Source organism: Halobacillus sp. Marseille-P3879 (assembly GCF_900240285.1).
Classification (GTDB): Bacteria; Bacillota; Bacilli; order Bacillales; family Halobacillaceae; genus Halobacillus_A.
Genome location: NZ_OESS01000003.1, coordinates 498673 through 514446 on the forward strand (window position 1 = coordinate 498673; position 15774 = coordinate 514446).

20 protein-coding genes are annotated in these 15774 nt (G+C 41.2%); 16 read left to right on the forward strand and 4 right to left on the reverse strand.

All coding sequences use genetic code 11. The annotated features are described in order from the left end of the window. Positions 1–166 precede the first annotated feature (166 nt). Positions 167–1150, reverse strand: coding sequence for a LacI family DNA-binding transcriptional regulator (locus C1A12_RS16815; RefSeq protein ID WP_101845678.1), 984 nt, complete (start codon positions 1148–1150; stop codon positions 167–169). A 211-nt stretch (positions 1151–1361) separates the two neighbouring features. Here C1A12_RS16815 and C1A12_RS16820 point away from each other — a divergent pair, with 211 nt between their 5' ends. The 14 genes from C1A12_RS16820 (at position 1362) to C1A12_RS16875 (ending at position 12114) form a co-directional block, all read left to right on the forward strand. Further along, positions 1362–1682, forward strand: a complete 321-nt coding sequence (locus tag C1A12_RS16820; protein ID WP_101845680.1) for a metalloregulator ArsR/SmtB family transcription factor — start codon at positions 1362–1364, stop codon at positions 1680–1682. Between the two features lie 46 nt (positions 1683–1728). Continuing rightward, positions 1729–2145 (forward strand): ArsI/CadI family heavy metal resistance metalloenzyme, encoded by a 417-nt coding sequence (locus C1A12_RS16825; protein WP_101846529.1) that lies wholly within the window; start codon positions 1729–1731, stop codon positions 2143–2145. Beyond that, positions 2142–2315 (forward strand): hypothetical protein, encoded by a 174-nt coding sequence (locus C1A12_RS21155; protein ID WP_159462217.1) that lies wholly within the window; start codon positions 2142–2144, stop codon positions 2313–2315. Before C1A12_RS16825 ends, C1A12_RS21155 begins: the two co-directional genes overlap by 4 nt. Before the next feature lie 217 nt (positions 2316–2532). Continuing rightward, complete coding sequence (locus C1A12_RS16830) at positions 2533–3006, forward strand: glutathione peroxidase (RefSeq protein WP_101845682.1); 474 nt, start codon at positions 2533–2535, stop codon at positions 3004–3006. Between the two features lie 246 nt (positions 3007–3252). Continuing rightward, positions 3253–4230, forward strand: coding sequence for a phosphotriesterase (locus C1A12_RS16835; RefSeq protein WP_101845684.1), 978 nt, complete (start codon positions 3253–3255; stop codon positions 4228–4230). Positions 4231–4402: 172 nt separating this feature from the next. Beyond that, positions 4403–4846 carry a hypothetical protein gene (locus C1A12_RS16840; protein ID WP_145997060.1) on the forward strand — a complete coding sequence of 148 codons (444 nt, stop codon included), beginning with the start codon at positions 4403–4405 and terminating at the stop codon, positions 4844–4846. Positions 4847–4860: 14 nt separating this feature from the next. After that, on the forward strand, positions 4861–4989 hold the full coding sequence (locus tag C1A12_RS21540; RefSeq protein ID WP_255408425.1) for a hypothetical protein: 129 nt from the start codon (positions 4861–4863) through the stop codon (positions 4987–4989). Between the two features lie 113 nt (positions 4990–5102). Continuing rightward, positions 5103–5477, forward strand: coding sequence for a DUF4440 domain-containing protein (locus C1A12_RS16845; RefSeq protein ID WP_101846530.1), 375 nt, complete (start codon positions 5103–5105; stop codon positions 5475–5477). Between the two features lie 19 nt (positions 5478–5496). Continuing rightward, entirely contained in the window at positions 5497–6447 is a 951-nt protein-coding gene (gene mmuM, locus C1A12_RS16850) for a homocysteine S-methyltransferase (protein WP_101845688.1), read from the forward strand. A 399-nt stretch (positions 6448–6846) separates the two neighbouring features. After that, entirely contained in the window at positions 6847–7500 is a 654-nt protein-coding gene (locus tag C1A12_RS16855) for a lysozyme family protein (RefSeq protein ID WP_101845690.1), read from the forward strand. A gap of 90 nt (positions 7501–7590) precedes the next feature. Then, on the forward strand, positions 7591–8967 hold the full coding sequence (locus C1A12_RS16860) for a hypothetical protein (RefSeq protein WP_235001648.1): 1377 nt from the start codon (positions 7591–7593) through the stop codon (positions 8965–8967). Between the two features lie 213 nt (positions 8968–9180). Then, positions 9181–10719 carry a BCCT family transporter gene (locus C1A12_RS16865; protein ID WP_101845693.1) on the forward strand — a complete coding sequence of 513 codons (1539 nt, stop codon included), beginning with the start codon at positions 9181–9183 and terminating at the stop codon, positions 10717–10719. Between the two features lie 146 nt (positions 10720–10865). Next, positions 10866–11111 carry a hypothetical protein gene (locus tag C1A12_RS16870; RefSeq protein ID WP_101845695.1) on the forward strand — a complete coding sequence of 82 codons (246 nt, stop codon included), beginning with the start codon at positions 10866–10868 and terminating at the stop codon, positions 11109–11111. Between the two features lie 241 nt (positions 11112–11352). Further along, on the forward strand, positions 11353–12114 hold the full coding sequence (locus tag C1A12_RS16875; protein ID WP_101845697.1) for a 3-oxoacyl-ACP reductase: 762 nt from the start codon (positions 11353–11355) through the stop codon (positions 12112–12114). Positions 12115–12286: 172 nt separating this feature from the next. Here C1A12_RS16875 and C1A12_RS16880 read toward each other — a convergent pair whose 3' ends face one another. Next, positions 12287–13198 (reverse strand): DMT family transporter, encoded by a 912-nt coding sequence (locus C1A12_RS16880; RefSeq protein WP_101845699.1) that lies wholly within the window; start codon positions 13196–13198, stop codon positions 12287–12289. Between the two features lie 64 nt (positions 13199–13262). Continuing rightward, the gene (locus C1A12_RS16885; RefSeq protein ID WP_101845701.1) at positions 13263–13643 is read right to left on the reverse strand and encodes a DUF2512 family protein; all 381 of its coding nucleotides are present in this window, start codon (positions 13641–13643) and stop codon (positions 13263–13265) included. A 231-nt stretch (positions 13644–13874) separates the two neighbouring features. Between C1A12_RS16885 and C1A12_RS16890 the strand changes: the two genes are divergently transcribed. Together C1A12_RS16890 and C1A12_RS16895 are read left to right on the forward strand one after the other, a co-directional pair. Next, complete coding sequence (locus C1A12_RS16890) at positions 13875–14297, forward strand: CBS domain-containing protein (protein WP_101845703.1); 423 nt, start codon at positions 13875–13877, stop codon at positions 14295–14297. A 67-nt stretch (positions 14298–14364) separates the two neighbouring features. Beyond that, positions 14365–15117, forward strand: a complete 753-nt coding sequence (locus C1A12_RS16895) for a YqjF family protein (RefSeq protein ID WP_101845705.1) — start codon at positions 14365–14367, stop codon at positions 15115–15117. 247 nt (positions 15118–15364) lie between these two features. Here the strand turns inward: C1A12_RS16895 and C1A12_RS16900 are convergent, their stop codons facing one another. Further along, complete coding sequence (locus C1A12_RS16900; RefSeq protein WP_101845707.1) at positions 15365–15721, reverse strand: STAS/SEC14 domain-containing protein; 357 nt, start codon at positions 15719–15721, stop codon at positions 15365–15367. Between the last annotated feature and the right edge of the window lie 53 nt (positions 15722–15774).

Sequence of the window (15774 nt, forward strand, 5' to 3'; positions counted from 1 at the left end):
AAGCTTCCTAGGAAAGCAAAGAGCGCTTTCCCGCGGGATCTTCGGCTCGCGCTATTTCCACAGGAGTCTACGTGTTTGGACTACGCTAATGATCTGCTTTTATATGATGTTCGTTTTTTGACATCACTGCTTTACTTATGTCCCAGTCTCTTCTTTCTGTTGATCTTTAAATAGAGTCACCATCATAAAGAGCGACATCATGTCGGATTTCTTCCTGGGTAATCGGTTTTGTTCCTTCGATTTGCTGCTGCAGAAGGGACACGGCTGATTCAGCGATAGTCTGAATCGGCTGACAAATAGTGGTGAGGCTAGGGTGGATGGTACGAATGGTTTCAGTACCATCATAGCCTATAATTTTTAGTTTTTCTGGTACAGGAATACTTCTGTTTTCTGCTTCCCGCATAACGGCCAGAGCTAATATATCGTCACTTGCAAAAACTCCGTCCATATCCGGCTGTTCATCAAAGAGTTGTTTAATAATTTGATTGTGCTCCTGAATATCAACTACCCCCGGAATTTCATAGGTGGTATAAGACAAATTGCGCTCAGCCATCACATCCTCATACGCTTTCCTTCGAAGGTTAGCAGGGGTTTCAAGATCATAAGGCCCGTTTAAATGGATGATGCGTTGACATCCTGACTCCAGAAGCTTCTCTACAGCCAGCTTCCCGCCTTTATAATTGTCTGAACCTACAACGGGGATATCTTTAGATAAATAATGGTCAATCGCGACAGTCGGCAAGTTATGCTGTTCATAATCAAGAAGACCACGGTTGTAAGTTCCCACGATGACACCATCAACTTGATTTCTTCTGAGCATATCCCAATACTGTTTTTCTTTATCAATATTATTTACGCTGTTACAAAGGAGAACTTTCAGCCCTTTTTGTGAGCAGTAGTTCTCTATTTCAGCAGCGAGCTCGCCGAAGAAAGGGTTTTTTGTCGTTGGAACAATGAGTCCAACAATATTTGTTTTTTTATTATATAAAGATCTTGCTAAATCGTTTGGAATATAATTGATTTCTTCCATGGCAGTATAAACTTTCTTTTTCATTTCTTCGCTTATGTATCCACGGTTATTGAGCACGCGGGATACTGTTGTTGGGGAGACACCAGCTGCTTTAGCCACGTCTTGAATTTTTGGCTTCATAATATGTGAATCTCCTTTATTGATTAGTAGTGGGAGGCGGGTATGAAAACTCTTTCATCTTTATAAAAATGATTATACCTTATTGGAAATAACATATTAAATAAAGAGCTTTAAGAATACATCAAATTTTTTTGATGCATTATCTTGACTTTCTGCATACGATATCTTAAGCTTTAAATATCAAAAAAATTTGATGTAAGGAGGGAGGGAAGTGAATAAGGAAATTCCCCTTCAAGATGTAACCCTGGATAGAACCTTCAGTACTTATGAAAAGAAGTTTAAGGCCCTTGCTGACCAGAAGCGCCTGTATATCCTGCATGAGATTACCCAGTATGGAGAAGTTTGTGTCTGTGATTTATCAGAGAAACTTGAGCTTCCTCAGTCTAAGCTTTCCTATCATTTGAAGATTCTGATGGATGCCAGGCTTATAGAAAAAGAAACAAGAGGAACCTGGAGCTACTATACCTTAAACCACTCAGAAATGAACCATTTGTTGTCCGAAGAGCTTTGCTGCCTGTTTCGACGTGAGTAATTTTTTTATTCTATAAATCAAAAAAAATTGATGAATGGAGAGAGTTATAATGAATGTACACGTTGGGTTACATGTGACAGATCTAAAGCAGTCCGTTCAGTTTTATAACAAAGTTTTTGGAGAAGCTCCTGTCAAAATAAAGGAAGATTACGCAAAATACTTACCGAAGAATCTGCGGCTGAATTTTACGCTTAATACAGCATCCGAGGTATCAGGGAACCAGGTGGGACACTTTGGCATTCAGGTCGAAAAGCAGCAGGACATTGACCATCACAAAAAACGCCTTGAAAAGCTGGGATTCTTCACACGTGAGGAAAAAGATACGAATTGCTGCTATGCCCTTCAGGATAAATTCTGGATTACTGACCCCGACGGAAATGAGTGGGAGTTTTTCTATACGAAGCGTGATGTCGGATCAGACAATAACGAGCAGGTATGCTGCAGTCCGGAGGTAGAAAAATGATGAATGTATATTCAATGTCGAAGCGTATTGAGGAAATAAAAGAAGGGGTTGAGGGGCATAAACATGGCCCTGTTATCCATCAGCACAGAAAGCAGATAAAATGGTTTCAGCTAAAATTCTGGAAGCAAGATAAACCTAAACCGGCTGACTGTTGTCCAACCTGCTGCTAATCACAGTAATACGGACAATATTGATCACAGTAAACGTTCAGGGATCTCCCCCTGGACGTTTCTTCATGTGTTTTGCATGGAGCGTTCCGGACTCGGGATTTAATTAATCATTCAGCTCACAACTGGAGAGGAGGACTTATACAGACCCTCAAACTAGTACCTGAAAATTCTATTACTTCCGCTTCTGTATTATGATGGATGCAAAGGAGGAAGAGACATGTCAGTATTTGATTATACCGTGAAAAAAAGTAATGGAGAGACTTTGGAGCTGGCCGATTTTCAAGGAGACATCCTTCTCATCGTAAACACTGCAACAAAATGCGGGTTTGCCAATCAGTTCGAAGGCCTGGAAGAACTGCATCAAAAGTACAGCAGCTCTGGCCTGCAGGTGCTCGGTTTTCCGAGCAACCAGTTTATGAACCAGGAGCCTGTATCTGATGACGAGATGGAACAAACGTGTAAGATTAATTTTGGGGTAACTTTTCCGCTGCTAAAGAAAATTAATGTAAAAGGGAAAGACGCAGATCCTTTATTTAAGTATTTGAAAGATCAGCAAAAAGGCTTTTTAAATGAAGAAATTAAGTGGAACTTCACAAAGTTTCTCGTTGATCGTAAGGGTAACGTAGTGAAGCGATACGCACCGAAGGATAAGCCCGAAGCTATAGAAGAAGATATCAAATCTCTGTTATGAGGGTATATACTCTGAATAAAGAAGGAGGAGTTTTCTCATTCAAATGGGAAAAGTCTTCTTCTTTTTTATAGAGTTTTAAAAAGAGATGGGGTTTGATCAAGGCAAAGTAAAACGCGTGACCATTGAATTTTCAGAAAAGTAAATATATATTAGAATTACATACTATCTGGTTAGTATGTTGGATAAAAACCTATGGAGTTTATGGACATTTTTACTGCGTGAGAAATGAAATGGAGGGTGGATGGAATGGGAAGCATCGAAACGGTCACGGGTCTTGTTGAATCCAGTAAACTGGGAAAAACCTTGATTCACGAACATTTCTTTTTCGGGTACCCAGGTTTTCAAGGGGATATGACGCTTGGAAGGTTTAATTTTGAAGAAAAGAAAAAGCAAGGGATTGAGGTGGCCCAACAAATTCAAAAGCAGGGCGTGGATACAGTGGTTGATCCCACTCCGAATGAATGTGGCCGTAACGTTCAATTGCTTCAAGCCGTGGCAGAAGCAACCGGCTTGAATATTATTTGTGCTACGGGTTTTTACTACGAAGGTGAAGGAGCGACCCCTTATTTTAAGTTCCGGCAGCAGCTCGGAACTGCCGAGGAAGAAATCTATCAAATGTTCATGGAAGAAATCACCAATGGTATTGAAGGGACGGGTATTAAGCCGGGGATTATTAAACTAGCTTCGAGTAAAAATGAAATTACAGCATATGAGCAGATGTTTTTCAGGGCAGCAGTACGAGCGCAGAAGGAAACCAATATCGTCCTGCTTACACACACTCAGGAAGGGACGATGGGGCCTGAGCAAGCTGCGCTATTAAAAGAGGAAGGGGCTGATCTATCTAAAGTGGTGATCGGGCATATGTGTGGAACCACGGACCTTAACCAGCATTTACAAGTGCTTAAGCACGGGGCATATATTGCACTTGACCGCTGGGGGCTGCAGGGAATTGTCGGGGCACCGATGGATGAAGCGAGAATGGCGGTGCTCAGTGGGCTGCTCGCTTCGGGTTATGAAAAACAAATTCTTCTTTCTCATGATACGGTTAATGTATGGTGGGGCCGGGATCCGGTTTTGCCTGAGGCGTTAGCCGGGCTGCTGCAGCATTGGCAGCCTGATCATTTATTCAAACATATACTGCCTTCATTAAAAGAAAAAGGAGCGATTACGGAGGAGCAGATTCAGCAAATCTTTCACTCTAACGTCAGCCAGCTGTTTGCCTGAGGACACATGAGGGTTCTGATCTCAGGAACTCCCTGCTCGATCTCGTTTTTAAAAATGAGCCTGATACTAAAACCGGTTTCTCTTAAAAGAAGCCGGTTTTTTTATTAATAGCAACTTGTGGAAAAATTGTGAATTTGAAATAATTGCATGAATGAAATATGTAGTTTTATGGATGGAAAAGGAGTTGATTGGTCATGAGATTTTTTGTGAAGCTGAACGTACTAAGTGCTTTATATGCCTTTATATTATTTATCGCGGTCGAGCTGATATTAAACATTGGTCGATTAAGTCGTTTAACAGGGTGGATATGGATGCTACGGCCATTGGGGGACTTGTTACATTCATTTTCGGATGTATTGCCTTTACCATCCTGTTTCATCGATTGATCAGGAGATTAATGGAAAACAGAAAAGCCTCATTTTGGTCTGTACTGCTTTGGGTTCCGTACTTTTTGTTGTTTGTATTTACTTTTGTCTCTTTATTTCCTATTACCAACCCGTCTGATGAGCCAGCAGCTGCCACAGGGTTGATTATTATATTTATGGTCTGTTTTTATCCGTTCTATTTATTAGTTCTTCAGGTTTTTGGAACAGGGGTCGGCATCACTGAGGACTAGAAAGGGAGGAAATGATGAATAAGGATTTACTAGATTTAATGAAAACTGTAAGTCTTGTGCTAATCGCAGTAACTCTCGTAATTATTGCCTGGCGGCTCGGTGAAATTGCTGGATACTTGTATGACTTAGTCATGCTGTCTTGAAACTGGTAAGAGGTCTTTGAAACGAAAATGAATTCCCGTTCGTATGGTAGTTATGAACAGTAGAAAGGGCCTCTTTAATGGATTTAATAAAAATTTTCAGCGGAGGTGAATTGATGGATAATAATTTAAAAATACATTTAAAGGAACGAGAAGAAAGTCATTTAAATTTGAATGTTCGCAAATCCCCACAAGTTCTAGACGAAATTTTAGCTGATGAGTTTTGGGAAATAGGAAGTTCAGGCCGGATGTTTGATAAGAAAGAGTGTCTCAATATTGGAGTGACCTTAACGGAAATGACTCTGTATAATTTTGAAATTCAGCCGTTAGCTCCTGATGTCGTCTTATCTACATATTTTATAGAAGATCGGACGAGGAAGAGAAATACGCTTCGCAGTTCGATATGGAAGTACATTGATGGACGCTGGCAGTTATATTTCCATCAGGGAACGATTACTAAGCTGCAGTTAGACGAAGTAATACACTCATAAAGAAAAGAGGAAAAGTAACATGTCTCTTACAAAAATCAATCCTATTAAACACATTTTAGATCATCATTCCGTGCTTGTTCTTGACGGTGCTTTAGCTACGGAATTAGAAGCCTATGGCTGTGATCTTGATGATCCGCTTTGGTCGGCACGTATTTTACTGGAGCAGCCGGAGCTTATTTCCCGTGTTCATTATGATTATTTCAAAGCAGGGGCAGATTGTGCGATTACAGCAAGCTACCAGGCAACGATTGACGGCTTTGCTCAGCGTGGAATTAAAAAGAAGGAAGCGGTGGAGTTAATTAAGAAAACAGTAGAGCTTGCCCGCGAGGCGAGAGATGATTTTTGGCAGGAGGAAGCAAGGTTAGACCGTCCGAAGCCGATCGTGGCCGCATCGGTTGGTCCTTACGGCGCTTATCTTGCAGATGGCTCTGAATACGTGGGAAACTATGGAATCTCGGATGAGGAGGTCGTTGAATTTCATCGTCCAAGAGTGAAAGCGTTAGTAGAAGCGGGGGCTGATGTATTAGCATTTGAAACGCTGCCGTCTTTTCAGGAAGCTAAAGTTCTTGCTGCTCTGCTGGAAGAGTTCCCTGATACCTATGCCTGGCTATCATTTACATTAAAAACCGGAGAAAGTATCAGTGATGGTACACCACTACAGGACTGTGCAGAAATGGTTAAAGAACACCCTCAAATTACTGCAATCGGAATCAATTGTTCTCCGGTAGAAGAAGCCACTAGTGCCATTAGTGAGCTGCGGAGGTGTACAGATAAGTCTATCATTATTTATCCGAACTCAGGAGAGACGTATGATGCAGCTACTAACACCTGGCATGGGCAGGAATCCTGTGTGCGTTTTGGTCGTCAGTCGGAAATTTGGTATGAAGCTGGGGCCCGCATCCTTGGGGGCTGTTGCCGCACATCCCCGAATGACATAAAAGCTATAGCTGACAAGTGGAGATCTTACTAACTAAGGTTTTAAACAATAACTGGAGGATTTTCACGTTTCAAGGGAGGAAAAAAAAGGGGGGGAGACGAATCATTTTTGATTCTTCATCGCAGTCTATTGTATTCCCCTGCTCTTTTGTTTTCATAGCAGAGTCGCCGTTTTATTCTAATATGATGTTCTTCTTGACTCTTGAATTCCCCTCAATTTATTTCAGCCTATCAGTTTGAGTAATCGTTAAATTGGCTGATTTGTATACTCCGCATTCTCCTCTTCTGATCTTCTCTCTCCTTAAGTTACTTCTACCATACGGGTTAAACAACTTTCGGTTTATTCTTACAAAAGCTAGCAAACTATTCATCAATTTAAGAGATACCATGTTAAAATAGAGATCATGTATATACGGAGAAGGGAGGGGAGACTATGGCCAAAAAGAAAGCGAAAAAAAACAAAAGAAAAGGAAGCTTCTTACGTCGGAGTCTCCCTTTTCTGATTTTCGCTGGTATTGTTTACGTATTTCTGAATGGTAGTACGATAGGGGAAGGAATTAATAAAGAATTCTTCCATAGTAATGAAGGAAGTCTTTCCCCGCAAGTCTTGCAATATGAAGAGGAAGTAAGGAAAGCCGCTGAGGAAGAAGGCATTGAAGAGCACGTCGGCATCCTGCTTGCTTTAATGATGCAGGAATCAGGGGGGCGGGGAGATGATCCGATGCAGGCTTCCGAATCGCTTTGCGGGTCTGTAGGCTGTATTGAAGATCCTCATCGTTCGATCGAGCAGGGCGTGGCCTATTTTGCCCAAACATTAGAAGAGGCTGATCAGGATATGAAATTAGCGTTGCAGTCTTATAATTTTGGAACTGGATTCATAGATTATGTGATGGAAAACGGTGGAGAATACTCCCAGGATTTAGCGATTGAGTTCTCTGCGATGAAGTATGAGGAATTGGCCCATACGGGTAAGTACAGCTGCCTTCGCTCAGAAGCTGAGCAATATGATGCTTGCTATGGGGATATTTATTATGTTGATGCTGTACTAGGATATAAAGAAGCTGAAGATCAACGAAAATCAGCATAAAATGAGTAAGGACCAGCTCTTAGACGGGAGCAGTGGTCCTTTTGTAATTAAAGATTCTATAAATGACGACCGTCGAATAGGAGAATGCTTGTGCTTCCACTACCTGTTGCTAACCGATTATATCTGTTTTATTCGTTTGTATTTTTATTAAATGTTATCCATGTATTCTGGGCTGATCCCGTACTTTTTTCCGTTATTGGGGTGCTCGGAATTGTGATGGTGGCCATCAACTTCCCTAGAGCAGACCGTGTGTTTAAGATTCTTGGGATCATCCTGTTGACTGCGGGAACCATCTTTTTATTCTCCAGTGATGATGTCTCAATCGCGTCTGTTCCTTCCTTTTTCGCGGGGAACATCGGGCTGTTGTTTCTTTTATCCATGCTGCCGTGGATGAATAGTGTCGTAAAAGCCGGCCGCTATAATAAATTGCTTCAATCTTTATTAGGTGGCAACGTTAAGGGAATGGGCGCGTTGTATGTACGTAGTGAAGTAACAATGATTTCACTGGCGGCCTTTTTAAACTTATCGTCAGCAACGATCTCCCAGGACTTGTTAAAAGACCAAATAAAAAACGTGCGAAGAAAAGTCAAAAACAGCTTTATTGCTATGTCTACCTTGCGGGGGTATTCTTTAGCTTTGCTTTGGAGCCCGCTTGAAATATTATTAGCTACGTCGATTTTTATTACAGGAGCAAACTATTTAGTCGTTCTGCCATGGATGCTGCTTATCGCACTGCTCGGATTTGCTATGGATTCCAGCATAGGGAGAATGATGTTTCGCAAACACGAAATTGAGGAGGATATGCCTCCAAAACAAAATATAGGTGAAAACAAGAAAAAGCTGATTCATTTTGTTACCGCACTGCTTTCATTCCTGATCGTCGTTGTGTTTTTAGCAAATGTGATTCAGTTTGATTTCTTATTTGCCGTAACGATCGCGATTTTCCCATTTGCATTTCTCTGGGCAGTACTCATGAAGCGTATAAGAAGTTTTTTCCAAATTGGCTGGCCGACGTGGAAACAACAGACTAATCACTTAAGTAACTTTATCGTCCTGCTGCTTTCCTTATCATTTTTGACAGAGACGTTAAATGCTTCACCCTTTTTACAATACTTACAGGATCCTATTGTGGCCCTGGAAGGACGTCCGCTGTTGATCATGTTCTTCATACAGGCGGCCTTCCTGGTTATGACGCTGCTGGGGGTGCACCCCCTGGCGACCATGGGGATCTTTGGCGGAGTGAGTGAGCTACTGATAGAAGCACTGCCCACCGTTACGTTAACCGTACTGCTGTCAAGCTGTGCTATAGCCACTGTTCCTTCTGCTCCGTACGGTTTAATCGTGACGATGACATCCGTCGCATTGCGAATGAATCCATATGAAATTGTGGTCAAAAACCTGCCCTATAGTTTTCTGCTTGGTTTGATTGGCATTGCCGTCTCTCTTCTGACGTTATTCGTATACTAGTACAGATTAAGAGAAAATCTCTGTGATTTTATGGGGCTCATTTGAATCTTCTGCCTGCAGGGGGAAGGTTAGATCCTATTTACAAGGCAGTAGTTTGTTATATTTATATAATACAATTTCAACCAATTTTTCTAATTATGTTTACCAGGGGTTGATTTCGGACATATACACCTGGATGGTATTTTCATTAAAAAACATTTGAGGAGGGGTTGGATGAAAAAGAAAAACCTAATCGACTATAGTATTTTTATTCCATCGTTAATCATCATGATTGGGATCAGCATACCATTTGCCTTATATGAGGCTGAATCTTTAGAGCTGCTTAACTCGATCTTTGATTATATAGTAGAGGTGTTTAGCTGGGGTTATCTATGGTACGGCATTATACTGGTGGCGGCAGGGTTGTTCCTTTCCTTCTCCAAATATGGACAGGTGGTGCTTGGTGACCCAGCAGAAAAACCGCGCTTTAATTTGTTTGAGTATGCTTCCATCCTTGTAGCAATGGGGGTTGGTTCCACTATAATGCGGACAGGAATGCTTGAGTGGACCTCGGTAGCGAACGATCCGCCAACTGGTGTTGAGGCTGGCTCTGCGGAAGCATTGTTATGGGGAAACGCCTATAGCATGTTCCTATGGGGTTTTCAAGTTTTCGCGATTTTTGTGATGATTGCTCCGGCGATGGGGTACGTTCTCCACGTACGTAAAAAACCGTTGATGAGAATCTCAGAGGCTTCACGTGTGATTTTTGGTGATAAATTTACGGATGGTATTGGCGGAAAGTTATTAGATATTATTTTTCTTATTAGTATTTTGGCAGGAGCGGCAGTTACACTCGGACTAGGAGCACCGATTATTACACATAACCTCTCTGCCCTGTTAGGGATTGAAGTTACATTCGGCATGACTTTGTTGGTTACGATCGTATGGGTGTTTATGTTTTCTGTCAGTGCCTACCTGGGTGTGGAAAAAGGGATAAAGCGCTTAAGTACGTTCAATATGTATTTGGCTGGACTATTTGCGGTTTTTATCGTCCTGGCTGGTCCTGGAGTTTTTATACTCGACTATTTTACGGAAAGTGTTTCATTTTTGATGACTAATTACTTAGACATTTCCTTAAATACTGAAGCTGTGACTCCTGCTGAAACCACGCATATTCAAAGTAATACGGTATTTTGGTTTGCTTATAGTGCGACCTGGGCCATGCTTCATAGTGTATTTGCTGCAAAGATCTCAAGAGGCCGCACAATTAAAGAGATGATTTTAACTTATTTCATGGCCCCGACTTTAATTTCATGGGTAGCAACAGGCGTTCTTGGAGGCTTAGGAGTTCACCGCTATCTTATGGAAGATATGGCTATCCTTGAGTTTGTACAGAATCAGGAGCCGATGGCTGCCATCCCTAAGATTTTGGCAACGCTCCCGCTTGGTGGATTGGCTATTGTGGTTTTCATGGTGGTCGCCCTCGTGTTTTTAACAACTACACTTGACTCTACTACCTATACGGTAGCCGCTTATACGAGTACACGTGACATGAGTAAATTTGAACCACCAAAGACATTACGGATTGTTATTGCAGCGATTATTACAACTTTTGCTCTGCTTCTTATGCGGATTGGCGGTCTTCCTCCTCTAGAGGTGATTTCAGGACTTATGGGCATCCCGATTATCTTTATTCAATTTATACTAATCTACGCTGCGAAGAAGATGATCGATAAAGACAAAGCCTGGAAGTTTAATATAAGAAAAGAGTAAGTTTAAAGAGCCTCTCGTGAAGTGACGAGAGGTTTTTTTATGTTCATTGAACACAAGCTGCTGAAGATTCGATATATATTATTTAAAGCATGTTTACTAACGTTTCTACATATCCTACTACTAATCAAGAATAGGGGGAACGATTCATGACATTTACGCACGGAAAAATGGAACTGATTCAGGATTTGCAAAAAGTATTTGCCAAACATAACGTGAAATCTGTTACCGTCAAAGAAGCGGGAACTTTATTTTTAGTAGAAGCAGACGGTTCGCTCACAATAGGAGCAGGCGCCACGATCGCCGCTTTTGAAACAGCAGCAGAGGACAAGCCTTCTTCAAAGTTAAAAGTAATACAAGGTGGCAGTAATAATAGAAACACGAGCCGGGGATAAAAGTGGCTCGTGTTTTTTTGTGAAATAGAAGTCAGATGGAAGGCTGTTCCGAGACGGCTTTGTAGTTTCTTCCTCAAAACAGATAACATGTTTTTCGATCGTTGCTTGCTTCATTTATAATGAAGTAATAATAAAGTTACCAGGAGAGCTTGTGGCTTAGAGAAATGCTGGTATGGAAAAGGGAACAGAGCCGCTTTAAGTGATCCTGTTTTTTAAAAATTAACAGGGAGGTAATAAAATAATGGAAATTAAAGAACAAGTGGTGTTAGTAACAGGAGCAAGCAGAGGTTTAGGTGCGGAAATTGCCAAAGCTTTTGGCCGTGAAGGGGCGCGTGTGATTGTAAACTACAATAAAAGTGAGGGTAAAGCTAGAGAAGTGGTGGAAACTATCGGAGATCGTGCTGTTGCTGTGCAGGCAGATGTGCTTGACAGGAGGCAGGTAAATGAGCTTTTTAAAAAATCGAAAGATCATTTTGGTCAGGCTGTGACTACAGTAGTAAACAATGCACTGATAGACTTTAAGTTTGATGCAGCCAATAACAAATCGGCAGAAAATGTGGATTGGGAAGACTATCACACTCAACTGGAAGGGAGCATTAAATCTTCTCTTCATACGACCCAGGCGGCCTGTAAAGAAATGAAAAGAATCCAATTCGGGCGCATCATTAATATTGGAACGAATTTGGTACAAAACCCAGTTGTACCTTATCATGATTATACAACCAGTAAGGCGGCCCTGCTTGGTTTTACAAGAAATGTTGCCAAGGAAATGGGGGAGCACGGAATTACGGTCAATATGGTATCAGGGGGGTTATTGAGGAAAACAGATGCCAGTTCCGCTACTCCTGATGAAGTATTCGATATCATTAGTGAAAACACCCCCTTGCAAAAAGTGACAACTCCTGAAGAAGCAGCCGATGCCGTGTTATTTTTCGCATCACCATGGAGCCGCGCGGTCACCGGTCAAAACTTAATCGTTGATGGAGGCCTAGTGATGAAGTAACCATCAATAGGGGAGCAGCGGCCTGCCCCTATTGTTATATGATACTCTCCTTAAAGGCTGCTATTGTAAACATAAGGAAGCCATTACTTAATTTTTATTAAGATACGACTGAAAAAATGAAAGAAAAGACCACGTATACTCTCAGAGGAAATGAGATCAGAAACCAAGTGTCTCATTTTGCTTCGCTTAGTTTAACAGACTTGTGTTTTTGGGGCTGCAAGGTTATGACAGCAATGCCGCCCATGATAAGAATAAAGCCAATAAAAAAGTTGGCGCTCAAGGATTCTCCTAATAACAACCAGCCGAATACAGCACCAGTGAGTGGCTGAAAGAAATAGAACAATGACCCAACTCCTGCCTCCATCAATTCCATTCCTTTGTTCCAGAAGAAAAAGCCTCCGGCGGTTGAAACAATTCCAAGGTATAGAATGCCGGTGATTATGGATATATGCTCAATCGTTATGCTGTTATGCTGAAGCTCCCATATCATTAAAGGAGTAGTCATGAGCATTCCAAAAAAGATTCCGTACGCTGTAATTTCCAGGGAGGAAAATTTTTTAGAAGCAATTTTGACATAAACGGATAAAAGCGCCCACGAAATCGCAGCTACCACGAGAATGATACTGCCTGTCAGGTAAGAACTCATCTCGGTATCCCACTCAATTACAATCACTACTCCAACGGTGGCCATTATTAAAGCTGTGACCTTACGAAAGGTAATAGTTTCTTTTAAAAGCAGTCTGGCAAAGCCTACAAGAAAAACGGGAGTAGTTGCCGTCAGCAGCGATCCAGTATGAGCATTAGCCAGATCCACTCCAATGAACTGAAATGAAATCGTTATTAAATATCCTATAAAACCAATCCATAGAAACAAGGCCCAGTCTTTTTTTGTTTTAGTAACAGAAGGTTTATTAAACAGTTTAATGATGCTGAATAGCAGCGTACATCCAATTAAGTATCTAATATACATTAAGGTAAATGGAGGAATGAACTCTAATACGTGTTTGCTGGCAACAAACATTCCTCCCCAAATACTGGCTGCTAAAGATAGACAAATTGAGCCTAACCAGGTGTCTTTCCTCATAAGCTTATCTCACCTCTCTATAACAAAAAGCAACGAAGAGGAAGCTTCGTTGCTTAAGTCGCCGTCAATAATATTCACTCGTGCGCAATTGATTATTAGGCGGCAGGATGTGAGAAGCCAGAAAGAGATGAAACCCATACTCACCTGCTGCCATAATCCCCGCTGAAATAAGGGAAGCCATAAATACGGAACCATCTAGTGTGAAAATCCATGCGCTGACAGCAAGAACAACAAAGAATGTTAGACCAAAGTCGGCTATTGTTGCCGTTAAATTGGTAGTGCGAGGCAGGATCAATAAGTCTCCGGATAAATAAGAAGCAGCACAAAGAACAATGCTTAACAGCAATACACTAAAGAAGGAAACGCCATAGCTTAAGCTTAAGACAAGAAACAATACAAATATCGTCATGCATCCTTTAACCAGTAAAGCTTTTGTATGGTTCATTCTTTCTCACTCCTCTTATTAATAGTTGATTCTTTATTTTCCGGAGAATGGTGACGTTAAACAGATTTTACTTAAAAAAGGACTATGGTCTTTCTTGCTTAAGCTCCTTTTGGTCCTAAAACCATAGGAAAAAACATCCATATTCCTCTGAGAAGGTTTAAGCTGAACAATAAATGGAAATTTCAAAACTATAGAAAACATTTCTACTTCTCAAAGAAAGGTGGATGGATAATGAGTAAAGTAAAAGATGTGATGACTACAAGTCTTAAAACTTGCAAATCTTCTGATGATCTGGCGACATTAGCAAAGCATATGAGAGACGAAGATGTTGGGTTTATCCCTATCGCTGAAGGAGATAAGTATGCAGGGGTTGTCACAGATCGGGATATTGTCGTTAAAGGTCTGGCGAAGGGTTCATCTGGAGAAATTAAAGCAGAAGACATAATGACAGAGAAGGTCATTACAGGTTATCCGGACATGGAGGTAGAAGAAGCTGCGCGTCTTATGCAGGAGCATCAAATTAAGCGGCTTCTAATTGTAGAGAATGATGCAGTCAAAGGAGTCGTCACTCTTGGTGACATTGGATATCAAGGAATAGACGAAGCAGCTGCTGGTATTGTACGTGAAGTCTCTAAAGGAGACGGAAACAACTAAAATTTGCGGACTGAGAAAGGTACGCTATGCCATCCATAGCGTACCTTTCTTAATAGGAGGAGGTAGTATGTACGAACAGATACTTGAACAGAAAGGACATAGAAGCTCTCCTTTGCCGAAAGGACCATGGATCATGACACAGAAATGGGACAACCTCCTATTTATCCATCTTCCTATAGAAAAAGAAAAAGTAGAGTCTTATCTCCCTGAGGGTCTGTCCATCGATACTTTTAAAGGAGAGGCCTGGATTACAATCCTTCCGTTTGAAGTAAATGATATGCACCTTAGAGGATTGCCGACGTTTCCTTCCGTACATACATACCTGGAATTGAATGTGCGGACCTACGTAAAACGAAATGGGGTCGCCGGTCTTTATTTTTTCAGCCTGGATGCAAGCAAAATACTTGCTGTAATAGGAGCAAGAACGACTTCCCTGCCTTATTATTATGCAGTGATGGATATGGATAAAAAAGGAGAAGAATTTCAGTTTTACAGTAAGCGCAAAAGTAAGACGGGAGCTCTTCTTCAAGGTTCCTATCGACCTCTTTCAGAAGTATACATTCCTAAAGAAGACTCGCTTGAGTATTGGCTGTTGGAACGATATTACGCCTGGAGCCCTTTTGGGCGTTATCTTGTCGAAGTAGGCATTCATCATACAAGGTGGGAGATTCAACAAGCTGAAGCAGCAATCCAGTCGTACAATTTAACCCCGTTTACTTATAAAGAGATGGCCAAAGATGCCCCACTTTTTCACTACTCTCCTTCCAAACGGGCTTTATTTTGGCCTGTTAAGCTGATAAAGCAAAGAGATGAGACATAAGTCCAGCAATGACATCAAATAACGACAATATAAATTGAATCATATAAACGCAGGTCATTAGCGTAGTCAAAATACGTCGACTCATAGGGGAACAGCGCGAGCCGAAGATCCCGCAGCCCACGAAAAAGCGAAGTGTTTTAACGGAGCGATGGCCAAAGCCCTTTATTGGCAAATAAAATAATCCGAACTGATTTCAACAAAACCGTTCGGATTATTTAATGCTTTATTCAGTTCAGTCCCAACTCTTTTATTGTTTGATCCATTTCCAAGCATCCTCTTGGTCCTTAGGTTCAAACACCTTCACATTTATCCCTGGTAGATAATCCGCCAATTTCGCTGGAGATGTAATCCAGTATTTTTCACTGACTACAGCAAACTTCTTAATTTGCTTCCATCGTTTAGCATCTACTTTAATTCCTTTAAGAAAACCTTGCTGTGTAACTCCGCTTAGATTTTGAATATGCGCGATTACATTAAAACTTTCTTCCTTTTTAAAGTGTTCACCTACATACTCATCCAGTTTCTTAGCATCTCTGCCTGTAGCTTCTCCCTCAACCTCGAGTACAATGATTGAAGGATCTTTACTTGGTAAAATCTTGAACACTTTAAAGTTCCTCCTTTGTTCTGGCTTTCTTAACCATTCACGAAATAAAATGA